This is a genomic window from Kaistella jeonii (genome assembly GCF_000812865.1).
GTDB classification, from domain to species: Bacteria; Bacteroidota; Bacteroidia; order Flavobacteriales; family Weeksellaceae; genus Kaistella; species Kaistella jeonii.
The window spans coordinates 50018-75879 of record NZ_JSYL01000009.1; the positions used below are offsets into that span (position 1 = coordinate 50018).

The window sequence follows — 25862 nt, forward strand, 5'->3', positions numbered from 1 at the left end:
AATTTTGTGACTATTCTATTTTGATTTCCTTTCGGGTACAAATATAAAACAATTGAAATTTGACAAAAAAGAATTTAACCTATTATTTTCTAAAAGTTTTTCTTACATTTTGCCGTTTTCTAAATGCTCTTATTGAGTAAAAAAGTGAATTCGGTTCCTTCTAAATATACGCTTTGTACAGAAATATTCTCACCATGTGCTTCGAGAATGTGTTTTACAATCGCCAAACCTAATCCTGAACCGCCATCTGTACGATTTCTGCTGGTTTCTACGCGGTAAAATCTTTCGAAAATCCGCGGTAGATTCTCCGGCTTAATACCCATGCCATTATCTTTTACTTCGACCAGAACTTTATTTTTCAGGATATTTGTCTGGATGATGATCTGCGCTTTATCACGGTTGGCGTAATGAATAGCATTTGAAATTAGATTAATAAGAACCTGCGAGATCTTGTGCTTATCGGCTTTTACGAAAATCTGTGCAGAAGAAGTTTGCAGCTGAACTTTCGAATCTTTTCTTTGCGCTTCCAGGTCGAGAAGATCTATGATTTCCTTTACTAAAGCATTAATATCGAAAGACGTAATGTTTAAGGTAATTTCGCCCGATTCATATTGATTAATCATATCCAGATCTTTCACGATTGTGAGTAACCTTTCTACTGATTTATCAATTCTTTCCAAATATTTGTCGCGGATCGTTAGGTCTTCAACACCGCCATCAATTAGAGTTTCTACATATCCCTGAATGGAAAAAAGCGGCGTTTTCAGTTCATGAGAAACGTTGCCGATATACTCTTTCCGATAAATCTCCATTTCTTTCATGGTATCTAATTCAGTTGCATTTTTCTGGCTGAATTGAGAAACTCTTTCTCCAAGTTCCTGAAAATTTAATTCATTATCATCTTCCGTGCTGAATTCATCAGGTAAAATTGTAGAAATTCTGCGAATTTGTTTTTTACCGTAAACATTGAAAAGAGAATCGAGAATGATATAATTGAGAACAAAAATTAACACTACGCAAGAAATGAATGCGAGATAAAAAGTACGTTGATCATGAACAATAATATCTTTGGTATAATCGAAAATCAGTGCAATAAGGGACATTGCAACGGTGAGAAAAACCGAAGCCAGTAAAGTTAATTTATGAAACCTCATCTCACAAATTTACACAACTAATTTATAACCAATTCCTTTGAGCGTTTGAATGGTATTGATTCCTAATTTTTCGCGCAGTCTTCTAATGTGAACATCAATCGTTCTTTCTCCAACGATTACATCATTCCCCCAAACTTTTTCTAAAATTTCGTCGCGTTTGAAGACTTTATCGGTATTTGAAGCCAGCAAATAAAGCAGATCAAATTCTTTCTTCGGGAGCATAAATAATTGTCCGGCTTTTGAAACTCTGAAAATATCTTTGTCGATAATTAAATCACCGATTTCTATATTTTTTGAAGAATCGGAAACCTGCGAAGTCAATTGCAGAAGCGCATTCACTTTCGAAATCAAAACTTTTGGCTTAATGATTTTCACGATATAATCATTCGCACCGGCTTGAAAACCGGCAAGTTGAGAAAATTCTTCGCTGCGCGCGGAAAGAAAAACGATCAGCGTCTTCTGTAACTCTTTGATCTTTCTTAGATCCTGACAAGTTTCAATGCCGTCTTTTTCGGGCATCATCACATCTAAAAGAATCAAATCAGGAATGATCTGTTTTGCTTTTTCTATGCCTTCATTCCCATTGGAAGCGGTGAAAACCTCATATCCTTCTTTCTCCAGATTATAGGAAAGAATCTCCAAAATATCTTGTTCATCATCAATTAAGAGAATTTTTTTCTGTTTCATTTTTACTTTTTAACCTCTCAAAATTAATCAAATTTAATATTGGAAATCGAGCCTTTTAAAATGTTCATAAATAATTAACACACACCCTGATTTGTTAAAAATTTCTTAAAGTAAAGTTAAAGCTATGGCAACACCGAATCACAGTCCTATTCATTCCTTTGCAGAGAAAATAAACGAAAATAATGAATTACAAAATTCGGAAAGCCACCCTATTCTTTACTTTATTCGCAAGCGGATTTATCTACGCTCAATCTCATATCTTAGAAGGTAGAGTTCTCGATGAAAATGATAACTCGCCGTTGCAAGGTGTAAAAATCAAAGTAAACAACAAAGAATACGTGACTGACTTGTCTGGATATTACTCCATCACTTTAGATGCAAATAAAAGCTATACGCTGGTTGTAAGTTCAAATGATTATCAGAGTAAAGAAATTGGTGATGTTTCCATTAAACCTGAAGAAAATACCCATTTGGATATTATTTTGGGTAGAGTAAGCAGAGAAAAAGAAATTGAAGGTGTTATTATAAAATCAAGTGCAAAAAAAGAAACGATTGCTTCTACGATTGGTTTACAAAAAAATGCAGGCGTCGTTTCCCAAGTTATCGGTGTTGAAGCCATTAAAAGAAGTCCGGATAAAAATACGGGTGAAGTTTTAAAGAGAGTTTCCGGCGTAAGTTTGGTTGATGGAAAATATATCGTCGTAAGAGGTTTATCTGATCGTTACAATCAAGCAATGTTGAACGGAATTCAACTTTCGAGCACAGAACCGGATCGAAAAACTTTTTCTTTTGATTTATTTCCGGCAAGTGTCATCGAAACTTTAGTCATCAATAAAACATTTATCCCGGAATATACCGGTGAATGGGGAGGTGGATTAATTCAGGTGAATACGAAAGATATTCCGAGTAAGAAATTTTTTAATGCTCAAATTGGTGTTGGTGGAAATACGATCACAACGAATCATGAATTTTTAACGAATAAAGGTGGAAAACTAGATTTTCTAGGAATTGATGATGGTTACAGAAATTTACCGGCAGGTTTCCCCGCAAAAAATCAGTTCAATATTTTAACTCAAGATCAAAAAACAGATTTCGGTAAAAAATATGTGAAGAATTTTGGATACGGAACAATCGGTTATCCAGAGAATTTAAGTTTACAGTTGGATGGCGGATTTAACACCAAAGTTTTCGGTAAAGAGTTAGGAGTTATTGCGGTTTTAAATTACAGCAACAATAAAAGAAGAACCGAAACGAAGAACAGATTTTTCACCATCAATGATCTCAATGCAGATGTCAATTTCGATTATAAAACAGAAAAATACAGCAATGATGTCATCTTAGGAGGATTATTGAATTTGTCTTTTAAATTTAATGACAAGAATAAGATTTCCCTCAAAAACATTATCACGAATACAGGAATCAACAGCGTTTCAATGAGAACGGGAAAAGATTTTGAATTTGATCCGGTGAATGGAACCAATATTAAAGCGAGAGAATTAAGTTTTAAGGAAACCATTTTTTATAATTCTACACTTACTGGAAATCACAAACTAGATCTTTTGGGTGGTTTGAATTTCAACTGGTACGGAAGTTTTGGAATTTTAGATCAATATGTTCCGCAGTTGCAAAGACTTCAATATAATGAGTATCCGAATTTAACAGGAAGTCCGTATATCGCATTAGTTTCAAGTGGATTATCGCAGAAATCAGGTAGTTTCTTCTACTCTACTTTAAACGATTATTTGTACAACGCAGGTGGAGATCTATCGAAAACATTCGATCTATTCTCCCAAAAACAAACCATTAAAGGCGGTTATCTATTTCAGGTAAAAGACAGAATTTATAATTCAAGACCTTTCTCAGCGCAGATGAATGGTTTTAACCAAAGCATTTTAACGCAATCTTTCGAAACGATTTTCAATGCTGAAAATTTCGGAATAAATCCTGGTCAGTTTACTTTCAATGAAATCTCCGGAAACCAATACCGATACATTGCGAACACTATTTTAAATGCGGGTTACATTCAATTCGACAATAATTTCACTTCCTGGTTAAGAGCAATTTGGGGCTTGAGAGTTGAGAATTTCAATCAATTGGTTGGAAGTACGAAGATGAGCGATAACCGATACGTCAATTCAGAAGTTACCGATTTCATGCCGGCTGCAAACTTTACGATTAAATTAAATAATAAGATGAATCTTCGTCTTGCCGCATCTCAAACAGTGGTTCGTCCAGAATTTAGAGAACTTTCGCCAGTTGCTTATTACGATTTCGATTTAGGAGCAACAGTTGTTGGAAATAAAGAATTACAGCGCACCAAAATTACGAGCGCCGATATTCGGTGGGAATTTTACCCCAGAAACGGCGAATTAATTTCACTCGCAGGTTTTTACAAAAACTTCAAAAATCCGATTGAATTATATTTTAACCAATCCGGTGCAGGAACGAGTAACACCTTCAATTTCCTGAATGCTGAAAAAGCAAATGCTTATGGTCTCGAAGTAGAATTACGTAAAAAACTCGATTTTATTTCAGCTTTGAAAAACTTCACATTCGGTGGAAATCTAGCCTTGATCGACAACAAAGTGACCGATGAAGCGACTCAAACCAATCGCCCAATGCAGGGACAATCTCCTTACACAGTAAACTTTACACTTCAATATGATGGAGAGAAATCAGGACTTTCTTCAACGTTACTTTTCAATATGATCGGCAGAAGAATTCAGTACGTTGGGAATGATCAAATTCCACCGATCTGGGAAGCGCCAAGACCTTTGTTAGATTTTCAAATTGCTCAGAAAATCTGGAATAAAAAAGGAGAAATCAAATTAAATGTTTCTGATATTTTAAACCAAACCGCGAAATATTACCACGATTTAAACAACAATAAAAAATATGATCGTGCAGATGCTTTAGCAATAGAAAGAACGACAGGAACCAATATCAGCTTAACAATCGGTTACAACTTTTAATACAAAACAATAAATAAATACCTAGTAAAATGAAATTAAAACATGCTTTTTTGTACCTCTTAACAGGGAGTTTAGCAATTGCATCTTCGTGCAGACAGATTGAAAAAGATGGGGACATCATTAATTCCGGACCTGGAAATAACACAGGCGGAAACACGGAAAATTTAATATTATCTGGGAAAATATCTTCCAGCTTGACTTTAAAAGCCAACAATATCTACAAATTGAGAGGTTTGGTTTATGTAACGAACGGCGCAACTTTAACCATCGAACCGGGAACGAAAATCGTTGGTGAAGCTGACAAAAACGGTGGTTTGATCATTACAAGAGGATCAAAAATTATGGCGCAAGGAACGGCTACAAATCCTATTATTTTCACCTCAGAAAAACCAAGTCCGAAACGGGGCGACTGGGCTGGAATCATTCTTTTAGGAGCTGCACCAACAAACGCTTCATTTAACGGAAAAGCTGGAGTTGGCGAAATTGAAGGCGGTGTAAATGATGCCGAAGGAAGCGGACTTTATGGTGGAACAAATGTGAGCGACAACAGCGGCGTTTTGAAATACGTAAGAATTGAGTACGCAGGTTACGCTTTTTTACCGGACAAAGAAATCAACGGACTTACTTTCGGTGGCGTTGGGAACGGAACAACGATCGATTATGTTCAGGTTGCTTATGCAAACGATGACAGTTTCGAGTGGTTTGGTGGAACGGTTAATTGTACGCACCTCATCGCTTACAAAGGTTTAGATGATGATTTCGATACTGATAACGGATATTCAGGTAAAGTACAGTTTGCCATCGGAGTTAGAGATCCATTGGTAGCCGACGTTTCCGGTTCGAATGCTTTTGAATCTGATAATGATGCAAATGGTTCATCGTTACTTCCACAGACTTCCGCGATCTTTTCTAATGTTACGATCATTGGTCCAATTCAATCTTCTGCAAGTGGTACGAATGCAACAGGAATTAATTCTTTGTTTCAAAATGCTTTGCAAATCAGAAGAAATTCTTCGATCTCCGTTTTCAATTCAGCGTTTGTTGGTTATCCAGTTGGATTATTTATCGATGCCTCAAAAGGAACAGCTACCGATAATAATATTGGAACAGGCAAATTGGTTTTCCAAAATAACGTGATCACTGGCTGTACAACGAATTTCAAATATGCAGCCTCCGGAAGTGCACCTACAGGTTGGTCTACAACAAATGTTCAGGATTGGTTTAACCTTCCTGCCAATGGGAATTCTGCCTTAAATTATTCTTCTGACATGAAACTTGCAGGAGCTTATGCACCCGCAGGAACGACGCCGAATTTTTCCCCAGCTGCAGGTTCTCCGCTATTAACAGGCGGTTTATTTACGAATCCACTTTTAGCCGGTTTTACACCAGTTACTTACAGAGGAGCAGTTAAAGATTCCAATGACTTCTGGTATGCAGGCTGGACGAACTTTAACTTATAATCTTCAGATATCTTATTAAATTTTTCATTAAAAAGAGACTGTCAATTTTGGCAGTCTCTTTTTGTTTATTGCGTTTTTAAATGCACTTTCAGAAAGTCACATGAAAAAGTTCACTTTTTAGAAATTGAAGTAAATAAAATTTATTCCTCCGAAGAACCTTCGTCCTCATCCTCATATTGCACCAGAAAATAAGCAAAAGTGAAATCTTCCAGTTCCTCTTCTACATCTTCTAACGTAACAAGCAAATCCTCGAAAGTTTCTAATTGTTCCACGTTCATATTGACAAATTCAATGTGAAGCGGCATTTCTACAAATCCGGTCAAGGAATCGTAAAGTGCATCTAAATTATCACCGAAAGTTTCGGGAAGTTTTAGTTTTTCTTTGAGTTGTGCGTAGAAATCTTCGTAATCTCCAAGGTCTGTAAAGTCGATATATACTGTTTTCATATTTTGATATTGGGTGTTGGATGTTTGGTGTTGGATGCCCTTAATTTATTTTTTAAAAAAGTTCAGCAAAAATTCACCTGTTTCTTTTTACTTTTTAATTGGTTCTTTTTTAACCTTGGCTCTTTTATCACTGTTTCTGAAATGATTTGTAATGATCTTTGGTTAGAAAAATATCACCATTTACTGTAAAGACTATTCGGTCTGCATTTCGGTTTCCACAGTTGTAATTAACGTCGGCTTCATAATACTGCTCATTTCCCGGAAGATTTTTTTCCCGATTGCTAAAGCGATCGCCGCCAATTGCTTTTCCGGGTAAAACGTCGCACAAATTTCCTTTCGATGGAACCCAGCCACTTTTTTTCGCTTCAGATTTGGTCACATAGTAATCTGGAAGACGGCGCGTCGCTTTCACATAATTGATCACTTTTTTTTCATTCGTCAATTCATCAATGCTCTCAGTATTTTTTGAAGGAGAAGCATTAACATCTGCGGAATTCCCGTTACCGTCTTTATTGTTGGAAGTGACTTCAGTATTTGAGGTAGCATCATTTTTCTTTTCAAGTTGATAATTCTGAAAAAAATACATCACCAGAAAAGCCGTCAGTAATCCTATGATGAAAAAAAGTCCGAGTTTGATATTCTGTTTGTTCATTTATTTTATTTAAAGTTTATCGCCATTCTTCCGGAATATCACAAACCGGAATGGGCTGAATTTTATGTTGAGCCGCTCTGTTCATTCTTTGGAAAATTTTGAAAACCTCTAAATCTCTTCCTGAATAATCACTTTCGGATTTTGTTCCCCACTCTTTCTGAATTTTCTCTAGCTCCGGATAAGTCGCGCCAATTTGCTGTTCATCGGTTCTGGCTTCGTCCCACAATCCATCTGCTGGAATTGCGTTTTGAATAGATTCTACGAGATCTAATGATTTTGCCAAAGCATAAACTTCGGTTTTATACAAGTCTGCGATCGGGGAAACATCTACTCCGCCGTCGCCATATTTGGTGAAAAATCCTACGCCGAAATCTTCCACTTTGTTTCCGGTTCCGCCAACCAGAAGTCTGTTGATCTGGCCGTAATAATATAAAGTTAGCATTCTTAATCTCGCACGTGTATTTGCAAACGCTAGTTTTTCCGCCGGAAAATCTTCATCTTTAACATCGAATGTCTTGTATAATTCTTCAAAAGCCGGACTTAAATTAACCGAAATCGCTTCTACATTTGAAAAACGTTCTTTTAAATGTTCCATGTGTTCCCAAGCTCGGTTTACTTCATCTGCGTTTTGGCGAATTGGCATTTCAATTAAAAGTGTTTTTAATCCTGTCATCGCACATAAAGTGGAAACTACGGCAGAATCTACTCCACCCGAAACTCCGATGACATAACCTTTTACATTTGCTTTTGCAGCATAATCTTTCAGCCATGAAACTATTCTTTCTGTTATTTTTTCTGTTTGCATTTAATTTTTAGTAAAGTTATTTTTTTCCAGTTCGTACCAGTAACAAGTCGCGTTATCTAATTCATCAACGAACGTTCCTTTAGATTCGAAACCTAGTTTTTCTTTTAAAATTTTATTGGATTCGACATTTTTAATGTCTGCACAAGCATAAATTTTATCTAAATTCAACTCCTTTAAACCATACTCCAAAACTGCGTTTGCCGCTTCTGTGGCAAATCCTTTTCCCCAAAATTCTGGTAAAAAACGATAACCCAATTCATAAACATTTTTAAAACCATTCAAAGGTTCTGTTAAAAATTTTAAACCGCTCCATCCTATCAAAAGATTGGTTTCTTTTTCAATCACCGCCCATCTCGCTATACCATTTTCAGTATATTGTTTTTGAATTTTTCTTATGGTTTCTGCGGACTGTTCCAATTTTGTAACTGGTGGTACGCCGATATATTTCATTACCTCGGGATTGCTGTCGAGGAGGAATATTCGGTCGACGTCTTCAGAAATAATTTCTCTTAAAATAAGTCTTGGTGTTTCAATAAAGATTTTTGCCATTAATTTTCTTATTTTTGCAGTTCTTAAATCTGATGTAAAAATAATGAAGTTTTTTAAATATTTACTCGTTTCAAGCGTTTTCGTTTTCAGCGTTATTTCCTGCAAAAAAACTCGAGAAAATCAATGGAAAGTTGAAATCACAAATCCCGCACAAAAAGTAGAGGCTGTTGATATTTCTAAGGAATTTTATTCCGCTAATGTTCATTTGGAAGATTTCAAAAAAAAATATCCCTGGTTTCAAGGCACTGTTACCGATGAAGATTTCGCTGGAAGAAGAGCAGATCCAGAGGAAGCCAAAATTTACAAAGAAGCCATCTCTAAAATCGATATTGCAAAACTGAATACCGAACTCACCGATTTGTTTTCGCACGTGAAATATTATTTCCCTCAATTTAAAGATCCGAAAGTTTTTCTTTATTCATCGGCACTTCAAGGCGTGATGGAACCGGTTTTTTATCAAACGAAAGAAAATATGGTTTTTATCGATGTTACTGGTTTTATGGGAGAAAATAATCCCAATTATAAAGGTTTGGAGCAATATTTTCAAACTTCGATGAATCCGCAGAATATTGTTCCTAAAGTTTCTGAAATACTGGCTGAAAATTTCGTAGCACCGAACACCGATCATCAGAAATTTATCGATGAATTGATCTATAACGGTAAAATTATGACCTTGCAAGATGCTTTTCTTCCGAGTTTCCCGGATTATTTAAAAATGGATTATACGCAGAAACAATATGAATGGTCAAAAGAAAACGAGGTGAACATCTGGAATTTCTTTGTGGAAAATAATTTGGTTTTCAGTGATGACATTCGATTGAATGATCGATTCATTAAACCTGGGCCGTTTTCAAAATTTTACACAGAAATTGATAATGAATCTTCGCCACAAGTTGGAATTTATATCGGATGGCAGATCTGCAAAAAGTTCTTTAAAGAAAAACCTGAGGCAAAACTCACCGATTTTTTAAAGTTAAGTGCTCAGGAAATATTTAATCAAAGCCATTACAAACCAAAAAATTAATTTTAAAAATTAAATCCTGGAAAGCAAAACACTTTCCAGCCCGACTTGAACGGAGCTCTTTTTATGGAGCAAAGCGGAATAAAAAAGCGGGAGTGGAAGGCGGAAAAAGCTGGCCAAAAAAAAATAAAAATAGTATGAAAAAGACTCAAATTACGATAGACATTGAACTGGATGAAAACAATGTTCCCGAAAAAATGACCTGGAATGCCGAAGATGGCGGCGTGGAAAAGGAGGAAACCAAAGCGACCATGATTTCCGTTTGGGACGATAAAAAAAAGGAAGCGTTGCGAATTGATCTTTGGACGAAAGATATGCCGGTTGATCAAATGAAAATGTTCCTTCACCAGATCCTGATTTCTATGGGAAACACCTATGAAAGAGCGACTGGAGAAGAGGATGTTGCATTCTGGCTGGAACAGATGGCAGAGGAATTTGCACAGAAAGCTGCGATTAAAATGTAATTCGGATTTAAAATTTTATTAAAAGAAAAACGTCGTTCCCAAATCGGAAACGACGTTTTATTTAACAAAAACTAAACTTATTTTTTGATGAATTTGATGCTTTTACTTCCTTTTTCAGTTTTCACATTGATGATATAAATTCCCTTTACTAAAGAGGAAACATTTACTTCTTTCTGTGTTCCTGAAACATTTCCACTGCGAGAAAGTTTACCGGAGAAATCTACGATTTCGTAAGAAACTTTAACTTCCGTCGTAATGATTCTTAAAGTAGAATCAGCTTGAGTTGGAGTAATCTGAACATCAACAGCATTTGATTTCACGTTGTTCACCGCCAAAAGTGGTTGTGTATTTAAGTACGGATAACCATCGTTAATTGCAGGATCAATAGACCAAATTCCTGTTGCGTTTCCTGCGTTCATTGTTGTTTTGAAAGCATCTGTTTTCATATCAGCAGTTGCATGCGATGTAATATCTAAAGTTGCAGGAGCTCCCATAAATTCACCAACTGCATCGTATGGAGCATTGGTATAATCGTAGTGAGCATTTTGAATAGTAAGATTGCCAACAGTTCCAACAAAGCCACCAGTTGTTGCCAATAAATTAACAGTTCCTGTGGAATATACATTTTTGAAATTCCCGGTACTTTGTGCAGATCCGTAAAAACCGCCAACTTGCTCAGATAAAGCAGTAACATTGGAACGGCTATAAGAATCTTCAATTCTATTTACTGTTGGTGGACCAAAAGCAAAAGTCACGAAGCCAGAAAATCCACCGATGATATATTGTCCCTGAACAGTTCCTTCGCAGAATGATTTCGAAATTAATGAATTGCTCCATGAAGTTCCGGCGAAACCACCAATTTGATTCACTCCTACAACACTTCCTTTAGCAGAACAGTTGGTCACTTCTGAACCGGTAAGAACGCCGCCTGTGAACCCACCAACATTATAAGAAGTGAAAACCAGATCCAAATTTTTCACGTGACAGTTATCTGCTTTACTGTTGACTGCCATATTTCCAATAAATCCACCAGAAGTATCACTTCCGTAAATCTGAGAACCATCCAGCGTTAAATTTTTAACCGTTGCTGTAATAAACTGACCGAATAATCCCAACCAGTCTCCACCAGTTCTGTTGATCTGAAGATTGCTTATTGTTTTGAAGTTTCCATCAACATTACCTGAAAAAGGGTTGTTGTTATTATATCCGATTGGATCCCAAAGATGTGCAGACAAATCCATGTTTTGCATCACCTTGAAATTTTTCCCAATCATTTTATTTCCTGCTTTCACCAATTTCGCAAGTCCTGCTAATTGTTCAGCCGATGAAATTTCGAAATTTACATCCGTTGCATTATACCAACTTGTGTCAGCAAAATCGCTCCAGTTTGTTGTAGGAAAAGTTGCAAGAAATGCTGGTTTTGCAATTTGTTTTACCAATGCATTTGTAGGAAGTTGATTAGGTAATTTTTCTACCTGAGCATTAAAAAAACCTGTAGTGGTAGCAAAAATTGCCAATAAAATAATTTTTCTTTTCATAAAACTTTTAATTTAATTAGGTGGTGAAAGTACGATATACTAGTATGTTACCCATAAAGAAAAGACTTAAGTATTTGTGAAATTCACGAATTTTGCAAGCATTAAAAAGAAGAATTACGCTCCATAAAGGGTTTTCAGATTTTCAGAAAGAATTACCTTTGTATCTTTGTATTTAATAAATAATCTAACTTCTGTAAAATGAATTTTAATACCAAAGTAATCCACGGTGGGCAACACCACGAATCAGCAACAGGATCTGTAAATGTTCCAGTATTTTTAACCTCAACTTTTGCACAGAAATCTCCTGGAATTCATTCCGGTTATGAATATTCAAGAGCAGCAAATCCGACAAGACAAGCTTTAGAAGATAGTTTGGCTTCGATCGAAAACGGAGCAAGAGGATTGGCTTTCGGTTCTGGTTTGGCAGCAATCGATTGTGTTTTAAAATTACTAAATCCAGGCGATGAAGTTGTTGCTGTTGATGATTTATACGGCGGAACTTATAGAATGTTCACCAGATTATTTGAAAAATATCAGTTGAAATTTACGTTTGTGAGTTTTGATGATGTTTCAAAAATTTCAGACGTGATCACCGATAAAACAAAATTAATCTGGTTAGAAACTCCAACAAATCCTTTGATGAAATTGGTTGATATTAAAGCCGTGACCGATTTGGTAAAAGGAAAAGACATTTTAGTTGCGGTAGATAATACTTTCGCTTCTCCTTATATTCAGCGTCCAATTGATTTGGGAGCAGATATTGTGATGCATTCAGCGACGAAATATTTAGGCGGACATTCCGATGTTATTGCTGGAGCTTTAATTGCAAAAACTGCAGAATTAGGAGAAAAATTACACTTCATCCAATTCGCAAGCGGCGGAATTTTAGGACCTCACGATTCTTATTTGGTTTTAAGAGGAATTAAAACTTTGGCTTTAAGAATGCAGCGACATTCTCAAAATGGTTTAGAAGTAGCGAAATATTTAGAAAGCCATCCTGCAATTGATAAAGTTTTTTATCCGGGATTAAAATCTCATCCACAATACGAACTGGCTCAAAAACAAATGAGAGAACCGGGCGGAATGGTTTCCTTCACCTTCAAATCCGGTAAAAAAGAAGACGCCATCAAATTTTTAGAAAAATTGAAAGTGTTTACTTTAGCTGAATCTTTGGGCGGTGTAGAATCTTTGGCAAATCATCCAGCTTTAATGACCCACGCTTCTATTCCTGCAGAAAAACGTGCAGAATTAGGAATTACCGATGATTTAGTAAGACTAAGTGTTGGGATTGAAGACCAGGAAGATTTGATCGCAGATCTGGAAAAAGCTTTCGGTTAATCGAAAAATAATTTAAAATAATAACCTTCAAGTTTCGAAAAGCTTGAAGGTTTTTTATACTTTTGAATATGACAGAATTTCAAAAATATATTCAAAGATATCTCGATCTCATTCCGAGTGAGAATTGGTTGGAAGAATTGAAAAATTCCGCAGATCAAACTTTGGAAATTTACATGAAACTTTCAGAGGAAGAATCTAATTTCGCTTATGCAGAAGGAAAATGGACGTTGAAAGAATTGCTTCAACATTTAATCGATGCAGAACGAATTTTCATTTATCGTGCCTTAAGATTTTCGAGAAATGATCAAACCGAACTTTCTGGTTGGGATGAAGAATTATACGCGAAAGAATATTTTCTGGATCAAGTTTCTTTGAAAAATTTAATGGAAGAATTTGACTTTTTGAGAAAATCTAATATTTTATTTTTCAGAAATTTAAATCAAGAAATCCTTTCCAGAAAAGGAATTGCGAATAAGAATGAGATTTCTGTAGAAACAATCGGGAAATTAATTGTTGGTCATAATATTCATCATTTGAATATTATCCGCGAAAGATATTTAGCTAAATGATTTTAAAGAAATTTTTAATAGCATTAAGTTTAATTATTGTAATAACGATTCTTTTACCTTTTCATATTTTTCTATTTGGTTACGCCAATCAACCTGAAAAACATTTAGGGATGATTAATGTACAAATTTTGATATCATACTTTTTGCATTTTACATTTTACTTCTTAATTAATCGTTATTTCAAATTCAAACTTGGAATTTATGATTTTATAATTTGCATTCTTTTGTATTTAACTTCATATTCCTATTTGTATTACAAGTTGTAATTAAAAAAGAATTTTACTTATTAAACTGAAATATTTAAAAAAATGAACTGTCCGTGCTGCTCAGGAAAACTTTACGAAGAATGTTGCAAACCTTTCCACATCGGGGAAAAACACGCTCCAACTGCTGAAGCATTAATGCGATCCAGATTTTCTGCATTTGCAATTCCAAATGGCGAATATTTGATAGAAACCACTTTGCCAGTAAAAAGAAAACTTCACAATAAAGAAGATTTGCGGGAATGGGCTGAAATTAATGAATGGACAAAACTGGGAATTATAAAAAAACCCACTTTAAACCAAGTTGAATTTAAGGCACATTATAAAGATGAAAAGGGAAAAATGCAACTTCACCACGAACTTTCAGATTTTGAAAAAATTGATAACCGTTGGTATTATGTTTCGGGAGAATTTCTTGACTAAATTTAGAATTTAGAATTAATATTACTCCTTCAGTTTCGCCGCTTTCTTTTTCTGTCTCAAAACATAAATATACAAGCTTTCAACCTTCGTTCTTGCCCAATCTGTTTTGCGTAGAAATTTCAAAGATGATTTGATGCTCGGATTATCGGTAAAACATTTGATGTTGATTTGCTTTCCCAACTCTTCGAAACCATTGTAGTAATCGACCAATTCTTCCAAAATTGTATCAAGACGTTTTCCATGTAAGGGATCTATTGCTTTTTCGTGCATAATTGGTAAAATTAAGTAATTTGGATTTAAAGCAGAAAAAAATTCCACCAAAAATTTCCGGTGGAATAATTAGTTATTTCACTTCTGGAGCAACTTTTTCTCCAAATAATTCGATCGATTTCATCATTACGTCATTTTCAGGAGCACCAACATCCATATGACCGATAAATCTGGTAATACCGAAAATCTCTTTCATGAAATTTATTTTGTCAGTAACTTCATTCGAATTCCCAATAAATAAATCGCCATCTTTTGCTCTTCCGCCTTCATACTGCATTTTGGTGTACGGCGACCAACCTCTTGTCGCACCGATTCGATCCATTTGAGATTTATAATTTTGGAAATAGCCTTCAATCACATTTTGATTGTCGCTTACGAAAGTATGAGAATGAATTGCGATCTGCATTTCAGACTCGGCGTGACCAGCTGCAAGATATTCCTGTTTGTAAAAATCGATTAAACTCTTGAATTGAATCGGCATTCCGCCAATAATTGCAACGACTAGAGGCATTCCTAATTTTGCAGCATTTAAAACAGATTGTGGCGTTCCACCAACGGCTCTCCAAATTGGAATTTTTCCATTATTTTTTGCTCTCGGATAAACCGTTTGATTGTCCATTGGCGAACGAAGTTTTCCTTTCCAGGAAACGTTTTCCTCTGAATTTATTTTTAGCAACAAATCTAATTTCTCTTCAAAAAGCTGTTCGTAATCATTTAGAGAATATCCATACAAAGGAAAAGATTCGATAAAACTTCCGCGACCGACAAAGATCTCGGCTCTTCCGTCGGAAATTAAATCTAAAGTAGCAAAATCTTCATACACTTTTACAGGTTCTGAGGAACTTAAAACAGTGACGCCACTTGCCAATTTAATATTCTTCGTAATGCTCGCAGCAGCTGCCAAAACCATTTCAGGAGATGAAACCGCATAATCAGGACGGTGATGTTCTCGCATTGCAAAAACATCGATTCCCACTTCATCCATTAATTTAATTTGTTGAATAATTTCACGAAGTTTAATTCCAGCATCATTAAATTTTCCTGTAGTTTGGTTAAAACCAAGATTGCCAAACATTCCTATTCCTAATTCCATTTTTCTAAATTTTTAATAGAACAAAATTAAAGTAATTGATATTTAAAAACATTGATGAATGATAAGAACATCTGTAGAAATACTTTCTATTTTTAATTACTTTTGCAGTAGGCAAATTGTCTTTAAAAAATATTTAAACAATTCATGGAAAAAATCATAGAAACATTGCAATCCGGGGGAACCATTCTTTACCCAACCGATACGATTTGGGGAATTGGTTGTGATGCTACAAATATTGAAGCCATCAACAAAATTTTTGAAATTAAAAAAAGAGAGAAAAACAAGTCGATGATTATTTTGGTAGAATCAGCAAAACGTTTGCAGGATCTGGTTGAAGTTCCTGAAATGGCGTGGGAAATTATGGATCTGTCAGAAAAACCAGTGACTTTAATTTATGACAATCCGAAAGGTTTGCCGAAAGAACTACTGGCGGAAGATGGCAGCATCGGAATTCGCCTGGTCGATGAGTTATTTCTGAAAAAAATTATTACCAAACTGAACAAACCTTTGATTTCGACCTCAGCGAATTTTAGCGGACAAAAATCACCGATGAAATTTTCTGATATTTTGCCGGACATTGTTAATTCCGTAGATTTCGTGGCAGAGGAAAATCACGATAAAATCTCAGAATATTCGGGATCTTCTGTTATTAGAATTTGGAATGATGGCCGAATTAAAGTGTTGCGGGAGTAAGGTTCTAAGGCACAAAATATTTTCATAAATTTTTCTAACAATTAATTATAAAAATATTATGAATAGAAGCTCACAAAAAATTCGAAGGTGTTAAATCTTAGATTTAAATTTTGAAAATTTTCTATCGCGGGTTTACCAGATTATTCAAAACAAAAATTCCAAGAAATATTTCCTGGAATTTATTTTTATACTGAATTTTAATTCTGTGCGAAACTTGCAGCCCGACCTGAGTGGAGCTCTTTTTGCTGAAACAAAGTGGAAGCAAAAAAGCGGGAACGGAGGGCGGAATTGTCTGCCCAAATAAAATTATTTCTTCAAATATTCGTCAAAATAATCGGTGACTTTTTGCATCAAATGAACGCGGTCTTTTCCTAAAACGTTGTGTTCGTGGCCAGGATAAACGAAATAATCCATCTGAACGCCATTGTCAACGGCTGCTTTCACAAATTTGATCGAATGCTGCCAAACCACGACGTTATCCTGCGTGCCATGAATCATGAGCAAATGACCTTTTAAGTTCTGAACTTTGTCTAAAAGATTGGCCTGTTTGTAGCCTTCAGGATTTTTTTGCGGCGTATCCATGTATCTTTCGGTGTACATAATTTCGTACATATTCCAGTCAATAACAGGTCCACCTGCAACTCCTACTTTGAAAACTTCGGGATGTTTGAGCATAAAACTGGTGGTCATAAAACCGCCGAAACTCCAGCCATGAATTCCGAGTTTATCGGCATTTACATAAGGCAAAGATTTTAAATATTCAACACCTTTGAGCTGATCTTTCATTTCGACATCTCCCAAATGACGGAAAACTGCCTGTTCAAAATTTAAACCACGGTTTGAAGAACCTCTTCCATCCATGGAAAAAACAATGTATCCTCGTTGCGCCATAAATTCATACCACAAATTGCCGGAAGCCGGGAAAGAATTGGTAATCAACTGAGCGTGAGGACCGTTGTATAAATAAACAATGACAGGATATTTTTTATTAGCGTCAAAATCGGTGGGTAGAATAATTTTTCCGTAGAGCGGCGTTCCGTCATCTGCTTTTAGCGTAATATTTTTTATTTCTGGTCTTTGATAATTTTTTAAAGGATTTTCTGCAGTCAGAATGTTTTTGGATTTATCGGTAGAAGTATTAATTACATTAATGACTCTGGGTGTCGAAGCATTGCTGTAAACGTCGTAAAGATGAGTTCCATCTTTGCTCAAAATTCCCGAATGCATTCCTGGTTCGGTATCTAATTTTTTGGTTTGAAAAGTAAGCCAGTTAATTTTATAAAGATGTCTTTCTAATGGAGTTTCCTGCGTAGAAACATAGTAAACTTCTTTCTTTTTTTCATTAAAGCCGAGCAGATCGGTAACCACGAAATTTCCTTTTGTCAACTGAGAAACCAGGCCTGTTTCCAAATTATAATGGAAAAGATGATTGTAACCAGTGCGTTGACTTTGCCAGATAAAGTCGGTATTAGAATTCGGAAAAAAAGTAAGTTGATGTTGCGGCTCGACGTATTTTTCAGATTTTTCTTCGAAAATCGTTTTCAGAAGATTTCCGGTAACTGCATCGTATTGATTGAGTTGCATATCATTCTGATCACGGTTTAAAACGCCCACAAAAATCGATTTCGAATCTGGACTCCAAGTCACTGAAGTCAAATATTGTTCTGGATCGCCTTCGATATTCAGGAATATTTTTTTATTCGTTTTAGTATTAAAAATCCCTAAAGTCACGTGGTGAGAAGGCATTCCTGCCATTGGATATTTAATGTTTTTATTCACTGCAGGAATTACGCTCCAATCAATAATTGGATAGTCTTTGACCATACTTTGATCCATTCTGTAAAACGCGATCTGGGAATTGTCGGGTGCGATAAAAATGCCTTTGGTGATGCCAAATTCTCTTTGGTGAACGGCTTGTCCGTTGACAATATCTTCATTTTTATCATCGGTGATCGCAGTAACTTTACCATTTTTATTTACAAAAAGGTTATTCTTCACAGTATAAACAAAACCTTGATTATCACTGAATATTTCGGTGTTTTCTGCTTCGTCCTGTAGCTTGATCCAATCTTTTACTTTCCACTCTTTTCCGCTTTTTTCTACCCAAAAATATTTAGAATTTTGGGTGAAGTACCCTTTATCTTTATTGATAAAAGTAATTCGAGGAAAAGTTTTCAGAATATTATCCCCGGAAAGATTTTTATTTAATTGAGAGAGAGAAACTAAGGTATCCTGTTTTAAACTAGGAACTTCGGTGATAAGATATCCGTTTTTGGTTCCTTGATAAAACGATTTGCTATCATCGCTCCAGGAAAACTGAGCAATATTTTTCACCGCTAAATTGCTTCGAAGTCCATTTACGGATTCGGCAATGGTAAATTTTTGTTGCTGAGCAAAGAAAAAACTTCCTACAAGAAGGAATACATAAGTAAATTTTGAAAATTTCATTTCTTAGATTTAAGTGCTTAAAAGTAAGAAATAAAACTGAAACTGTTAAAGAAATGTTAATTTAAAAAATCAACCATTAGTATTACCTGAAAAACTTAACTACTTTCTCCTAGTAAATATTTCCCGCGAAAGGATCGTGCGCAGATTTCGTAGTATTCCACTTATATTGATGCGTCCAGTATGCAACTTTCATTGATAAAATTCCTAAACCTGCACCGAATAATACATCAGAAAGATAATGTTTGTTATTGGCTATTCTCATCACGCCGACTGTAGATGCAACTCCATAAGCAGCATAAGGAACCCATTTGTAATCTTGTCCGTATTCTATTGAGAGCATTGTAGCACCGGCAAAAACATTTGCGGTATGACCAGAAGGAAAAGCGAGTGCAGTTCCATCGGGACGAGGTTCTTTCAAAGAATTTTTGAGAATATAAAGCAATCCTAAATTCAGTAATTGACCTTTTATTAAAATCGCGGTACGGTTTTTCCAGTCGGTTTTCGGTTTCATTCCGGCGATTTCAAAGCCATAGATTGCTACGAAAGGCAGAAACTGTAAATAATCATCGGCATGATTTTCAAAATTTGAAAAATCCCTGTTTCTCTCTGCAGCTAGTTTATTATTCCAGGAATTTTTACCGTGACCGCTTGCAATAACTCCGGTAATCATTAATCCAACAGGAACGTACATTTTTTTATATTGAAATTCGAGAGGACTGTTTTGTAATTGTAAAGAATCTCTTTGTTGAGCAACAATCACATTCCCAAACATCATCATTACAAAAAACCAGTATATTTTTTTCATATTAAAGAATTGCGGCAAATATAAAAATTTATCATTTACTATCCTACATCAAGAAAAATCAAATTTGAGCACCCTAAATTTGCAATTCATTAACCAACTAAAAAATAAAAAAATGACAACAAAATGGAATTTAGATCCGACCCACAGTGAAATTACTTTTAAAGTAAGACACATGATGATTTCTAATGTTAAAGGAAACTTTAATAATTTTGCAGCAACCCTGGAAACAGAAGATGATACTTTTAAAAATGCAAACGTAAAAGCAACCATCCAAACTGATTCGGTTAATACAAATAGTGTTGACAGAGATACTCATTTGAAAAGTGCAGATTTTTTTAATGCAGAAGAAAATCCTGAAATCACTTTCGAAAGTGATTCATTAAACGATGAGATCACAGGAAACCTTACCCTCAATGGAGTTACAATTCCCGTAAAATTAGACGTAGATTTTGGAGGAATAAATATTGATCCGTGGGGAAATACAAAAGCAGGTTTCTCTTTTGAAGGAAAAATTAATAGAAAAGATTTTGGTCTGAATTGGAATACGGCTTTGGAAACTGGCGGTGTAATGGTTTCCGATGAAGTCAAAATCGCAGGAGAATTACAATTTATAAAAGCTTAAAACTGAGCTCTAAAAAGCAAAAGCTCACCTTATTCGGGTGAACTTTTTTTATGAATAAAATCGATTTCCTTTAGAAAAAATACCAAAAATTAGAATCATAAGACTTCGAAATTTTTGTCGAGCATTGGTTTAGAAAAACCTCCATATCTACTTTATCGATCACATGCTCATTGGAATAATCAAACTGTGGTTTTTTTTCAGCGGATTTCTTGATATCGCCATTTCTATACGTAACGGTCCAGATATAAGACAGATTGGTCTCCGCAGTTTCCGGTTCAAAAACCACTATTTTATCTGTCGCTCTCACTTCTTTAAAAGCACTGACTCCAATATCACATTTCACATTATCATTGGTAAGAATGTTTGAAGTTGGCGCAATTACTTTGATCAACTTATCACATTTAGACTTTCCATCTTTCGTTTTAATTTCTAAGGATAAAACCGCCGATCCGGGAACAGCACCTTTTACGGTAAGCTCATTTTTTTTCGTGTCTCCTTCTAATATTATTTTCTGATCCAGATAAGCCCATTGGTAACAATCTATACATTCCGCCGCTTCACTATTTGTTGCGGTGTAAACCTGTCTTTCTCCGACCTGAATCTGATCTGCACCCGTAATCGTACATTGGGAAGAAGCTAAACCAAAGTTCAGCAATGCGAGGATGAATAGAATTTTTTTCATGGTTTGTGTTTTTTATTATACTTGAATGACTCCTAAATTAAATTTTTCGGTAATCGGCGAATGATTTGCAGCTTCAATTCCCATAGAAATCCATTTTCTGGTATCGATAGGATTAATGATCGCATCGGTCCACAATCTTGCAGCAGCATACGTCGGTTCTGTTTGTTTCTGATATTTTTTCGAAATAGTATCCAGAATTTCCTGATGTTCTTCTTCTGAAATTACTTTTCCCTGCTTTTTTAATGTTGAAGTTTGAATTTGTGCCAAAACTTTTGCCGCTTGACTTCCGCCCATTACTGCCAATTCTGACCAAGGCCAAGCTACGATCAATCTTGGATCATAAGCTTTTCCGCACATTGCATAATTTCCGGCACCATAAGAATTTCCAGTGATTACCGTAAATTTCGGCACCACAGAATTTGCAACAGCATTTACCATTTTCGCTCCGTCTTTGATGATTCCGCCATGTTCAGATTTTGAACCGACCATAAATCCGGTTACATCCTGTAAGAAAAGTAAAGGGATTTTTCTTTGGTTACAGTTCGCAATAAACCGTGTTGATTTATCTGCAGAATCCGAATAAATTACACCACCAAACTGCATTTCTCCTTTTCCGTTTTTTACTAATTTTCTCTGGTTCGCTACAATTCCGACGCTCCAACCATCGATTCTTGCCGTTGCACAGATGATAGATTTGCCGTAATCTCCTTTATACTCTTCAAATTCAGAATTATCAACCAAACATTTGATGATATTAAAAGTATCATATTGATCACCTCGGGAAACTGGCATATGTCCAAAAATATCTTCTATTTTTTCTTTCGGTGGAAAACTTTCGGTTCGGTCGAAACCTGCTTTTTCATAATCACCGATCGATTTCATTATCGTTTTAATTCGATCAAGGGCATCTTTATCGTCTTTGGCTTTATAGTCTGTTACTCCAGAAATTTCGCAGTGCGTTGTCGCTCCACCTAACGTTTCATTATCAATGGTTTCGCCTATCGCAGCTTTTACCAGATAACTTCCTGCCAAAAATATAGATCCTGTTTTGTCAACGATCATCGCTTCGTCGCTCATGATCGGAAGATACGCGCCACCTGCAACACAACTTCCCATTACGGCAGAGATCTGAATGATTCCCATTGAACTCATTTTCGCATTATTTCGGAAAATTCTGCCAAAATGTTCTTTATCAGGGAAAATTTCGTCCTGCATCGGAAGAAAAACTCCTGCAGAATCTACCAGATAAATGATCGGCAATCTGTTTTCCATAGAAATTTCTTGCGCACGAAGATTTTTCTTCGCAGTAATTGGAAACCATGCACCAGCTTTTACAGATGCATCATTCGCAACCACCAAACATTGCTTCCCGGAAACGTAACCCATTACGACTACAACTCCCGCACTTGGACAGCCGCCTTGTTCTTCGTACATTTCATAACCGGCGAAAGCGCCAATTTCTATAGAATCTGAATTTTTATCCAGCAAATACTCCACTCTTTCTCGAGCCGTTAATTTGCCTTCATCGCGCTGTTTTTGCAAACGTTTTTCGCCACCTCCTTTTTTGATTTCGGTGAGCAAACTGTTGATCGCGCTGAGTTTTAATTTATTTTGATCTTCTCTTTTATTAAATTCTATATCCATTGTTAAAAAAAATTTTCCTAAAGGTAAGATTTTTAATCCTATTTCCTTTAGACCCAAGGCTTTGCGGTAATCATTTGAATTTCAGAAAATTAATTGAAGAGTTTTAACTTCCAAGCAGCTTTTTTACTAAAATAAAATTTCTGTTTTTCCGTTATTGAAATATAAAAATGACCATCGATTGATGAGATTTTAAAATTTAGTTCCTGGTTTTTTTAATAGTTTATTATTTGAAGACCCCAAAAATTGCGAAGATTTTTGGGGTTTTTGTGTAAATTCGCTGGAAATCAGCCTGATCTTTCGCCATTAATTTAAAAGGTAATTGTAGATTTGCAGAAGTTTAAAAAAAGTATAAAATAGTGTTCAAAAATTCCGCACTTTTCCGACTGCATCTCATCGTATTTTTATGGGGTTTTACCGCAATTTTAGGAAAACTCATTCATGCCAATGCGCACATTCTGGTTTTTTACCGAATGGCTTTCGCTTCCGTTTTCCTTTATATTTTTATCCGATTTATCAAAAGAGAAAGCTTACATGTTCCCAGAAAACTCCTGATTCAGCTGGCTGCGATCGGAGGATTCATGGCAGCTCACTGGTTTTGCTTTTTTTACTCAATTAAAGTTTCCAATGTTTCAATTGCATTGAGTTGTCTATCACTTTCCACTCTTTTTGCGGCTATTTTAGAACCTATTATTTTCAAAAGGAAAGTTGATCTCTCCGAAGTCATCATGGGAATCGTGATCGTAATTTGCATGGCTTTAATTTTTAAAACTGAATTCCATTATAAAGAAGGGATTTTTTATGGAATTTTGACCGCACTTTTCGGAACCGTTTTTTCTGTTTTTAATGGTAAGATCTTTGGCAAAACAAGTTCGGGAAATATTATTTTCTATGAAATATTTTCGGGTTTCCTTTTACTAAGTCTATTTTATTTGTTGACGGGAGAAATTTCGCAAGTCAATGAAATAAGTTATCGTGATTTAGCGTTAGTCATATTATTGGCAAGTTTTTTTACAGCTTTCCCAATGTTAGAATCGGTGAAACTGATGAAATATATTTCGCCTTTTACCCTGATTTTAACAGTTAATCTGGAGCCTGTGTACGGGATTATTCTTGCTTACTTTATCTTTGGTGATTCAGAACAAATGAGTCCTATTTTTTATGGTGCATCTTTAATTATGATCTTAGCGATTGTTGCCAACGGAATTATTAAGTCCAGAAAAATGGCGAAAAAAGTAGAAGTTTGATGAAAAAAATATTCTTTACCCTTTTTATCTTTTACGGAATTTTTTCTGAGGCGCAGATCGTCCGGAAATATTCTAATGAATTTCTAAACATTGGAGCCGGGGCAAGAGGTCTCGCAATGGGCGGTGCAGTAATTTCAAGTCAAGGTGATGTGTATTCTCCAATGTGGAATCCTGCAGGATTAATTGGTATTGACCGTGATTGGCAAGGTGCAGCAATGCATGCAGAATATTTCGAGTCGATCGCCAAATATGATTATATCGCTTATGCAAAACCTCTGGATAATAATGGCGGCGTTTTCGCGATTTCTGTGGTTCGTCTTGGCGTAGATAATATTTTAAATACTACGCAACTTATCGATGCAGAAGGAAATATCGACTACGATAAGATCACCAGTTTTTCCCAGTCAGATTATGCAGCTTTGCTTTCTTACGCTTTTCGTCCGGGCGGTGATCAACATCTTGCGGTCGGAATTAATGCTAAATTGGTCTACAGAAATGTGGGAAAATTTGCGAGTGGTTATGGTTTCGGATTCGATGTCGGCGTTTTGTATAAAACAGATACAGGCTGGAATTATGGCGCAATGTTGCGTGATGCAACGACCACTGTCAATTTCTGGACCGTGAATCAAAGCGAACTTTCTGCAATAGTGAATGGGGAAGAATTTAATCCTGCTCCAAAAGATAAACTGGAGATCACCATGCCAAAACTGAATATTGGCATCAGTAGAAATTTTGAAATCAGCCGCGATCTAGAATTACTGCCTGAAGCTGGTGTAAATATTGACTTCGCAAAAACCGCGGCTTTAATTTCAACAAGTTTCGCAAGCATCACGCCTTATGCAGGAGCAGAACTGAAATTTCAGGATATAATTTTTGTGAGAGTTGGTGTGAACAGATTTCAAACTATTACTGATATTGAGGATTTAAAAAGAAAAATATCCTTTCAACCCAGTGCCGGAATCGGTATTAAATACCAAGGTTTAACTTTAGATTATGCGATCACCAACTCGGGGATCGGCGGCTCTAATTTTTACTCCAATTTCTTTTCTTTGAAATTGGATATGGGTGATTTTAGGAATTAATAAGCATTAATTTAAAAGAACTCTTCTTTCTTCAAAATATAGTTGACATTCATGTCGATTAATTTCATTTATTTACTTTAGCAAAATTCATAACTTCACTTCAAATCTAATTAATGAAAAAATTCCTGCAAATTTCAGCGCTATTTCTTATCACTTTCTTTTATGGCCAACAAATTTCGGCATATCAATATATTCGTGTTCCGGAAAAATTCAAAGATGCAAAGTCTAACAAATATGGTCTTAACATCCTTTTGGTCAAGAAACTGAAAGCGAAACAGTTTGTCATTCTTAGTGAAACTGCACAAAGTAGCATGACGGAAAATAATGATCCATGTGAAGTTTTAAGTGCAGAAATTATCGATGTCAGCAATATGTTTACGAATAAAGTGCGGATCGATTTCAAAGACTGCAACGAAAAAAGTGTAGCAAGCTTCGAAGGTAAATCTAAAATAAAAGACTTTGAAGAAGGAATGAAGGATGCGCTGCAAGACGCCATGATGAAAATAGCAGTATCAAATCCTGTAAAAGGTTTAGTTGCAGTTCAAAAAGAATCAGTTCCCGTAACTATTCAAAAAGAAGAAAAAGTAAGAGAAACTGTAAAAGTTGTAAGCAGTAAAGTTCCGACGGCAATTACGAATAAAGCAGAATCACCAACGATCCAAAAGGCAGAAGTTTACACCAATGGAACTTTAACTTTAAATAAAATTGTTCTTTTAAATGGTGAATTTATTCTGGCGAATCCGAACAGTTCTGTTCCTTACGGGATTTTCAAACCTTCCTCCAAAAAAGATACTTATCGTGTGCAATTGAGCGACGGAACAACAACTTTGGGCTATTTGGAAGAAGGAAAAATTGTAATTGAAATGCCTCTTCCTGATGGAACTTTTAACAATCAGATTTTTTCTAAACAATAACTATTTATTAGAAATCAAAACCTA

At 35.6% G+C, this 25862-nt stretch carries 25 protein-coding genes; 12 read left to right on the forward strand and 13 right to left on the reverse strand.

Annotated elements, in window-relative coordinates; genetic code table 11:
* Positions 1 to 119 precede the first annotated feature (119 nt).
* Together OA86_RS11945 and OA86_RS11950 are read right to left on the reverse strand one after the other, a co-directional pair.
* Positions 120 to 1154: a sensor histidine kinase gene (locus OA86_RS11945; protein WP_039353543.1), complete on the reverse strand. Its 1035-nt coding sequence runs from the start codon at positions 1152 to 1154 to the stop codon at positions 120 to 122.
* A gap of 9 nt (positions 1155 to 1163) precedes the next feature.
* Positions 1164 to 1841: a response regulator transcription factor gene (locus OA86_RS11950; RefSeq protein ID WP_039353546.1), complete on the reverse strand. Its 678-nt coding sequence runs from the start codon at positions 1839 to 1841 to the stop codon at positions 1164 to 1166.
* 182 nt (positions 1842 to 2023) lie between these two features.
* On the opposite strand from OA86_RS11950, the gene OA86_RS11955 reads away from it, so the two are divergent.
* Together OA86_RS11955 and OA86_RS11960 are read left to right on the forward strand one after the other, a co-directional pair.
* Positions 2024 to 4813 carry an outer membrane beta-barrel protein gene (locus OA86_RS11955; protein WP_039353549.1) on the forward strand — a complete coding sequence of 930 codons (2790 nt, stop codon included), beginning with the start codon at positions 2024 to 2026 and terminating at the stop codon, positions 4811 to 4813.
* 29 nt (positions 4814 to 4842) lie between these two features.
* On the forward strand, positions 4843 to 6273 hold the full coding sequence (locus OA86_RS11960; protein WP_052257506.1) for a beta-helix domain-containing protein: 1431 nt from the start codon (positions 4843 to 4845) through the stop codon (positions 6271 to 6273).
* 140 nt (positions 6274 to 6413) lie between these two features.
* On the opposite strand, the gene OA86_RS11965 is transcribed toward OA86_RS11960, so the two are convergent.
* The 4 genes from OA86_RS11965 to OA86_RS11980 form a co-directional block, all read right to left on the reverse strand.
* Positions 6414 to 6719: a barstar family protein gene (locus OA86_RS11965; protein WP_039353552.1), complete on the reverse strand. Its 306-nt coding sequence runs from the start codon at positions 6717 to 6719 to the stop codon at positions 6414 to 6416.
* Between the two features lie 127 nt (positions 6720 to 6846).
* Positions 6847 to 7371, reverse strand: a complete 525-nt coding sequence (locus OA86_RS11970) for a ribonuclease domain-containing protein (RefSeq protein WP_039353555.1) — start codon at positions 7369 to 7371, stop codon at positions 6847 to 6849.
* 16 nt (positions 7372 to 7387) lie between these two features.
* Positions 7388 to 8176, reverse strand: a complete 789-nt coding sequence (gene nadE / locus OA86_RS11975) for an NAD(+) synthase (protein WP_039353556.1) — start codon at positions 8174 to 8176, stop codon at positions 7388 to 7390.
* The gene (locus tag OA86_RS11980; protein WP_052257509.1) at positions 8177 to 8725 is read right to left on the reverse strand and encodes a GNAT family N-acetyltransferase; all 549 of its coding nucleotides are present in this window, start codon (positions 8723 to 8725) and stop codon (positions 8177 to 8179) included.
* 43 nt (positions 8726 to 8768) lie between these two features.
* Here OA86_RS11980 and gldB point away from each other — a divergent pair, with 43 nt between their 5' ends.
* Positions 8769 to 9749 carry a gliding motility lipoprotein GldB gene (gene gldB, locus OA86_RS11985; RefSeq protein ID WP_082017334.1) on the forward strand — a complete coding sequence of 327 codons (981 nt, stop codon included), beginning with the start codon at positions 8769 to 8771 and terminating at the stop codon, positions 9747 to 9749.
* A gap of 134 nt (positions 9750 to 9883) precedes the next feature.
* Positions 9884 to 10210, forward strand: coding sequence for a gliding motility protein GldC (gene gldC, locus OA86_RS11990; protein ID WP_039353668.1), 327 nt, complete (start codon positions 9884 to 9886; stop codon positions 10208 to 10210).
* Positions 10211 to 10287: 77 nt separating this feature from the next.
* Here gldC and OA86_RS11995 read toward each other — a convergent pair whose 3' ends face one another.
* Positions 10288 to 11748: a T9SS type A sorting domain-containing protein gene (locus tag OA86_RS11995; protein WP_039353559.1), complete on the reverse strand. Its 1461-nt coding sequence runs from the start codon at positions 11746 to 11748 to the stop codon at positions 10288 to 10290.
* Positions 11749 to 11946: 198 nt separating this feature from the next.
* Between OA86_RS11995 and OA86_RS12000 the strand changes: the two genes are divergently transcribed.
* The 3 genes from OA86_RS12000 to OA86_RS12015 all read left to right on the forward strand — a co-directional run bounded on the left by OA86_RS12000 (position 11947) and on the right by OA86_RS12015 (position 14341).
* On the forward strand, positions 11947 to 13086 hold the full coding sequence (locus OA86_RS12000) for a cystathionine gamma-synthase (protein ID WP_039353561.1): 1140 nt from the start codon (positions 11947 to 11949) through the stop codon (positions 13084 to 13086).
* A 68-nt stretch (positions 13087 to 13154) separates the two neighbouring features.
* Positions 13155 to 13655: a DinB family protein gene (locus OA86_RS12005; RefSeq protein ID WP_039353564.1), complete on the forward strand. Its 501-nt coding sequence runs from the start codon at positions 13155 to 13157 to the stop codon at positions 13653 to 13655.
* Positions 13656 to 13963: 308 nt separating this feature from the next.
* The gene (locus OA86_RS12015; protein ID WP_039353569.1) at positions 13964 to 14341 is read left to right on the forward strand and encodes a YchJ family protein; all 378 of its coding nucleotides are present in this window, start codon (positions 13964 to 13966) and stop codon (positions 14339 to 14341) included.
* A gap of 21 nt (positions 14342 to 14362) precedes the next feature.
* Here the strand turns inward: OA86_RS12015 and OA86_RS12020 are convergent, their stop codons facing one another.
* Positions 14363 to 14611 (reverse strand): VF530 family protein, encoded by a 249-nt coding sequence (locus tag OA86_RS12020; protein ID WP_039353670.1) that lies wholly within the window; start codon positions 14609 to 14611, stop codon positions 14363 to 14365.
* Positions 14612 to 14684: 73 nt separating this feature from the next.
* The gene (locus OA86_RS12025; protein ID WP_039353572.1) at positions 14685 to 15704 is read right to left on the reverse strand and encodes an LLM class flavin-dependent oxidoreductase; all 1020 of its coding nucleotides are present in this window, start codon (positions 15702 to 15704) and stop codon (positions 14685 to 14687) included.
* Between the two features lie 144 nt (positions 15705 to 15848).
* On the opposite strand from OA86_RS12025, the gene OA86_RS12030 reads away from it, so the two are divergent.
* On the forward strand, positions 15849 to 16397 hold the full coding sequence (locus OA86_RS12030) for an L-threonylcarbamoyladenylate synthase (RefSeq protein ID WP_039353575.1): 549 nt from the start codon (positions 15849 to 15851) through the stop codon (positions 16395 to 16397).
* 306 nt (positions 16398 to 16703) lie between these two features.
* On the opposite strand, the gene OA86_RS12035 is transcribed toward OA86_RS12030, so the two are convergent.
* Complete coding sequence (locus tag OA86_RS12035) at positions 16704 to 18845, reverse strand: S9 family peptidase (RefSeq protein WP_039353578.1); 2142 nt, start codon at positions 18843 to 18845, stop codon at positions 16704 to 16706.
* Positions 18846 to 18954: 109 nt separating this feature from the next.
* Positions 18955 to 19650 (reverse strand): phosphatase PAP2 family protein, encoded by a 696-nt coding sequence (locus OA86_RS12040; RefSeq protein ID WP_039353581.1) that lies wholly within the window; start codon positions 19648 to 19650, stop codon positions 18955 to 18957.
* Positions 19651 to 19762: 112 nt separating this feature from the next.
* Between OA86_RS12040 and OA86_RS12045 the strand changes: the two genes are divergently transcribed.
* Positions 19763 to 20272 carry a YceI family protein gene (locus OA86_RS12045; RefSeq protein ID WP_039353586.1) on the forward strand — a complete coding sequence of 170 codons (510 nt, stop codon included), beginning with the start codon at positions 19763 to 19765 and terminating at the stop codon, positions 20270 to 20272.
* 70 nt (positions 20273 to 20342) lie between these two features.
* On the opposite strand, the gene OA86_RS12050 is transcribed toward OA86_RS12045, so the two are convergent.
* Together OA86_RS12050 and OA86_RS12055 are read right to left on the reverse strand one after the other, a co-directional pair.
* Positions 20343 to 20954 carry a hypothetical protein gene (locus OA86_RS12050; RefSeq protein ID WP_039353589.1) on the reverse strand — a complete coding sequence of 204 codons (612 nt, stop codon included), beginning with the start codon at positions 20952 to 20954 and terminating at the stop codon, positions 20343 to 20345.
* A gap of 15 nt (positions 20955 to 20969) precedes the next feature.
* Positions 20970 to 22598, reverse strand: a complete 1629-nt coding sequence (locus tag OA86_RS12055) for an acyl-CoA carboxylase subunit beta (RefSeq protein WP_039353673.1) — start codon at positions 22596 to 22598, stop codon at positions 20970 to 20972.
* 356 nt (positions 22599 to 22954) lie between these two features.
* Here OA86_RS12055 and OA86_RS12060 point away from each other — a divergent pair, with 356 nt between their 5' ends.
* From OA86_RS12060 to OA86_RS12070, 3 genes are all read left to right on the forward strand, one after another.
* A complete protein-coding gene (locus OA86_RS12060; RefSeq protein ID WP_039353593.1) occupies positions 22955 to 23842 on the forward strand; it encodes a DMT family transporter in 888 nt (295 codons plus the stop codon).
* On the forward strand, positions 23842 to 24924 hold the full coding sequence (locus OA86_RS12065; protein ID WP_126340447.1) for a putative type IX sorting system protein PorV2: 1083 nt from the start codon (positions 23842 to 23844) through the stop codon (positions 24922 to 24924). The genes OA86_RS12060 and OA86_RS12065 overlap by 1 nt, the downstream gene beginning before the upstream one ends.
* A gap of 113 nt (positions 24925 to 25037) precedes the next feature.
* Positions 25038 to 25838 (forward strand): hypothetical protein, encoded by an 801-nt coding sequence (locus tag OA86_RS12070; protein WP_039353599.1) that lies wholly within the window; start codon positions 25038 to 25040, stop codon positions 25836 to 25838.
* The last annotated feature ends 24 nt before the right edge of the window (positions 25839 to 25862 follow it).

What these genes read in the sequence shown, in the direction of transcription:
- OA86_RS11945 (WP_039353543.1), bottom strand. Translation starts at nt 1,154, where the DNA reads ATGAGGTTTCATAAATTAACTTTACTGGCTTCGGTTTTTCTCACCGTT.
- OA86_RS11950 (WP_039353546.1), bottom strand. Translation starts at nt 1,841, where the DNA reads ATGAAACAGAAAAAAATTCTCTTAATTGATGATGAACAAGATATTTTG.
- OA86_RS11955 (WP_039353549.1), top strand. Translation starts at nt 2,024, where the DNA reads ATGAATTACAAAATTCGGAAAGCCACCCTATTCTTTACTTTATTCGCA.
- OA86_RS11960 (WP_052257506.1), top strand. Translation starts at nt 4,843, where the DNA reads ATGAAATTAAAACATGCTTTTTTGTACCTCTTAACAGGGAGTTTAGCA.
- OA86_RS11965 (WP_039353552.1), bottom strand. Translation starts at nt 6,719, where the DNA reads ATGAAAACAGTATATATCGACTTTACAGACCTTGGAGATTACGAAGAT.
- OA86_RS11970 (WP_039353555.1), bottom strand. Translation starts at nt 7,371, where the DNA reads ATGAACAAACAGAATATCAAACTCGGACTTTTTTTCATCATAGGATTA.
- nadE (WP_039353556.1), bottom strand. Translation starts at nt 8,176, where the DNA reads ATGCAAACAGAAAAAATAACAGAAAGAATAGTTTCATGGCTGAAAGAT.
- OA86_RS11980 (WP_052257509.1), bottom strand. Translation starts at nt 8,725, where the DNA reads ATGGCAAAAATCTTTATTGAAACACCAAGACTTATTTTAAGAGAAATT.
- gldB (WP_082017334.1), top strand. Translation starts at nt 8,769, where the DNA reads ATGAAGTTTTTTAAATATTTACTCGTTTCAAGCGTTTTCGTTTTCAGC.
- gldC (WP_039353668.1), top strand. Translation starts at nt 9,884, where the DNA reads ATGAAAAAGACTCAAATTACGATAGACATTGAACTGGATGAAAACAAT.
- OA86_RS11995 (WP_039353559.1), bottom strand. Translation starts at nt 11,748, where the DNA reads ATGAAAAGAAAAATTATTTTATTGGCAATTTTTGCTACCACTACAGGT.
- OA86_RS12000 (WP_039353561.1), top strand. Translation starts at nt 11,947, where the DNA reads ATGAATTTTAATACCAAAGTAATCCACGGTGGGCAACACCACGAATCA.
- OA86_RS12005 (WP_039353564.1), top strand. Translation starts at nt 13,155, where the DNA reads ATGACAGAATTTCAAAAATATATTCAAAGATATCTCGATCTCATTCCG.
- OA86_RS12015 (WP_039353569.1), top strand. Translation starts at nt 13,964, where the DNA reads ATGAACTGTCCGTGCTGCTCAGGAAAACTTTACGAAGAATGTTGCAAA.
- OA86_RS12020 (WP_039353670.1), bottom strand. Translation starts at nt 14,611, where the DNA reads ATGCACGAAAAAGCAATAGATCCCTTACATGGAAAACGTCTTGATACA.
- OA86_RS12025 (WP_039353572.1), bottom strand. Translation starts at nt 15,704, where the DNA reads ATGGAATTAGGAATAGGAATGTTTGGCAATCTTGGTTTTAACCAAACT.
- OA86_RS12030 (WP_039353575.1), top strand. Translation starts at nt 15,849, where the DNA reads ATGGAAAAAATCATAGAAACATTGCAATCCGGGGGAACCATTCTTTAC.
- OA86_RS12035 (WP_039353578.1), bottom strand. Translation starts at nt 18,845, where the DNA reads ATGAAATTTTCAAAATTTACTTATGTATTCCTTCTTGTAGGAAGTTTT.
- OA86_RS12040 (WP_039353581.1), bottom strand. Translation starts at nt 19,650, where the DNA reads ATGAAAAAAATATACTGGTTTTTTGTAATGATGATGTTTGGGAATGTG.
- OA86_RS12045 (WP_039353586.1), top strand. Translation starts at nt 19,763, where the DNA reads ATGACAACAAAATGGAATTTAGATCCGACCCACAGTGAAATTACTTTT.
- OA86_RS12050 (WP_039353589.1), bottom strand. Translation starts at nt 20,954, where the DNA reads ATGAAAAAAATTCTATTCATCCTCGCATTGCTGAACTTTGGTTTAGCT.
- OA86_RS12055 (WP_039353673.1), bottom strand. Translation starts at nt 22,598, where the DNA reads ATGGATATAGAATTTAATAAAAGAGAAGATCAAAATAAATTAAAACTC.
- OA86_RS12065 (WP_126340447.1), top strand. Translation starts at nt 23,842, where the DNA reads ATGAAAAAAATATTCTTTACCCTTTTTATCTTTTACGGAATTTTTTCT.
- OA86_RS12070 (WP_039353599.1), top strand. Translation starts at nt 25,038, where the DNA reads ATGAAAAAATTCCTGCAAATTTCAGCGCTATTTCTTATCACTTTCTTT.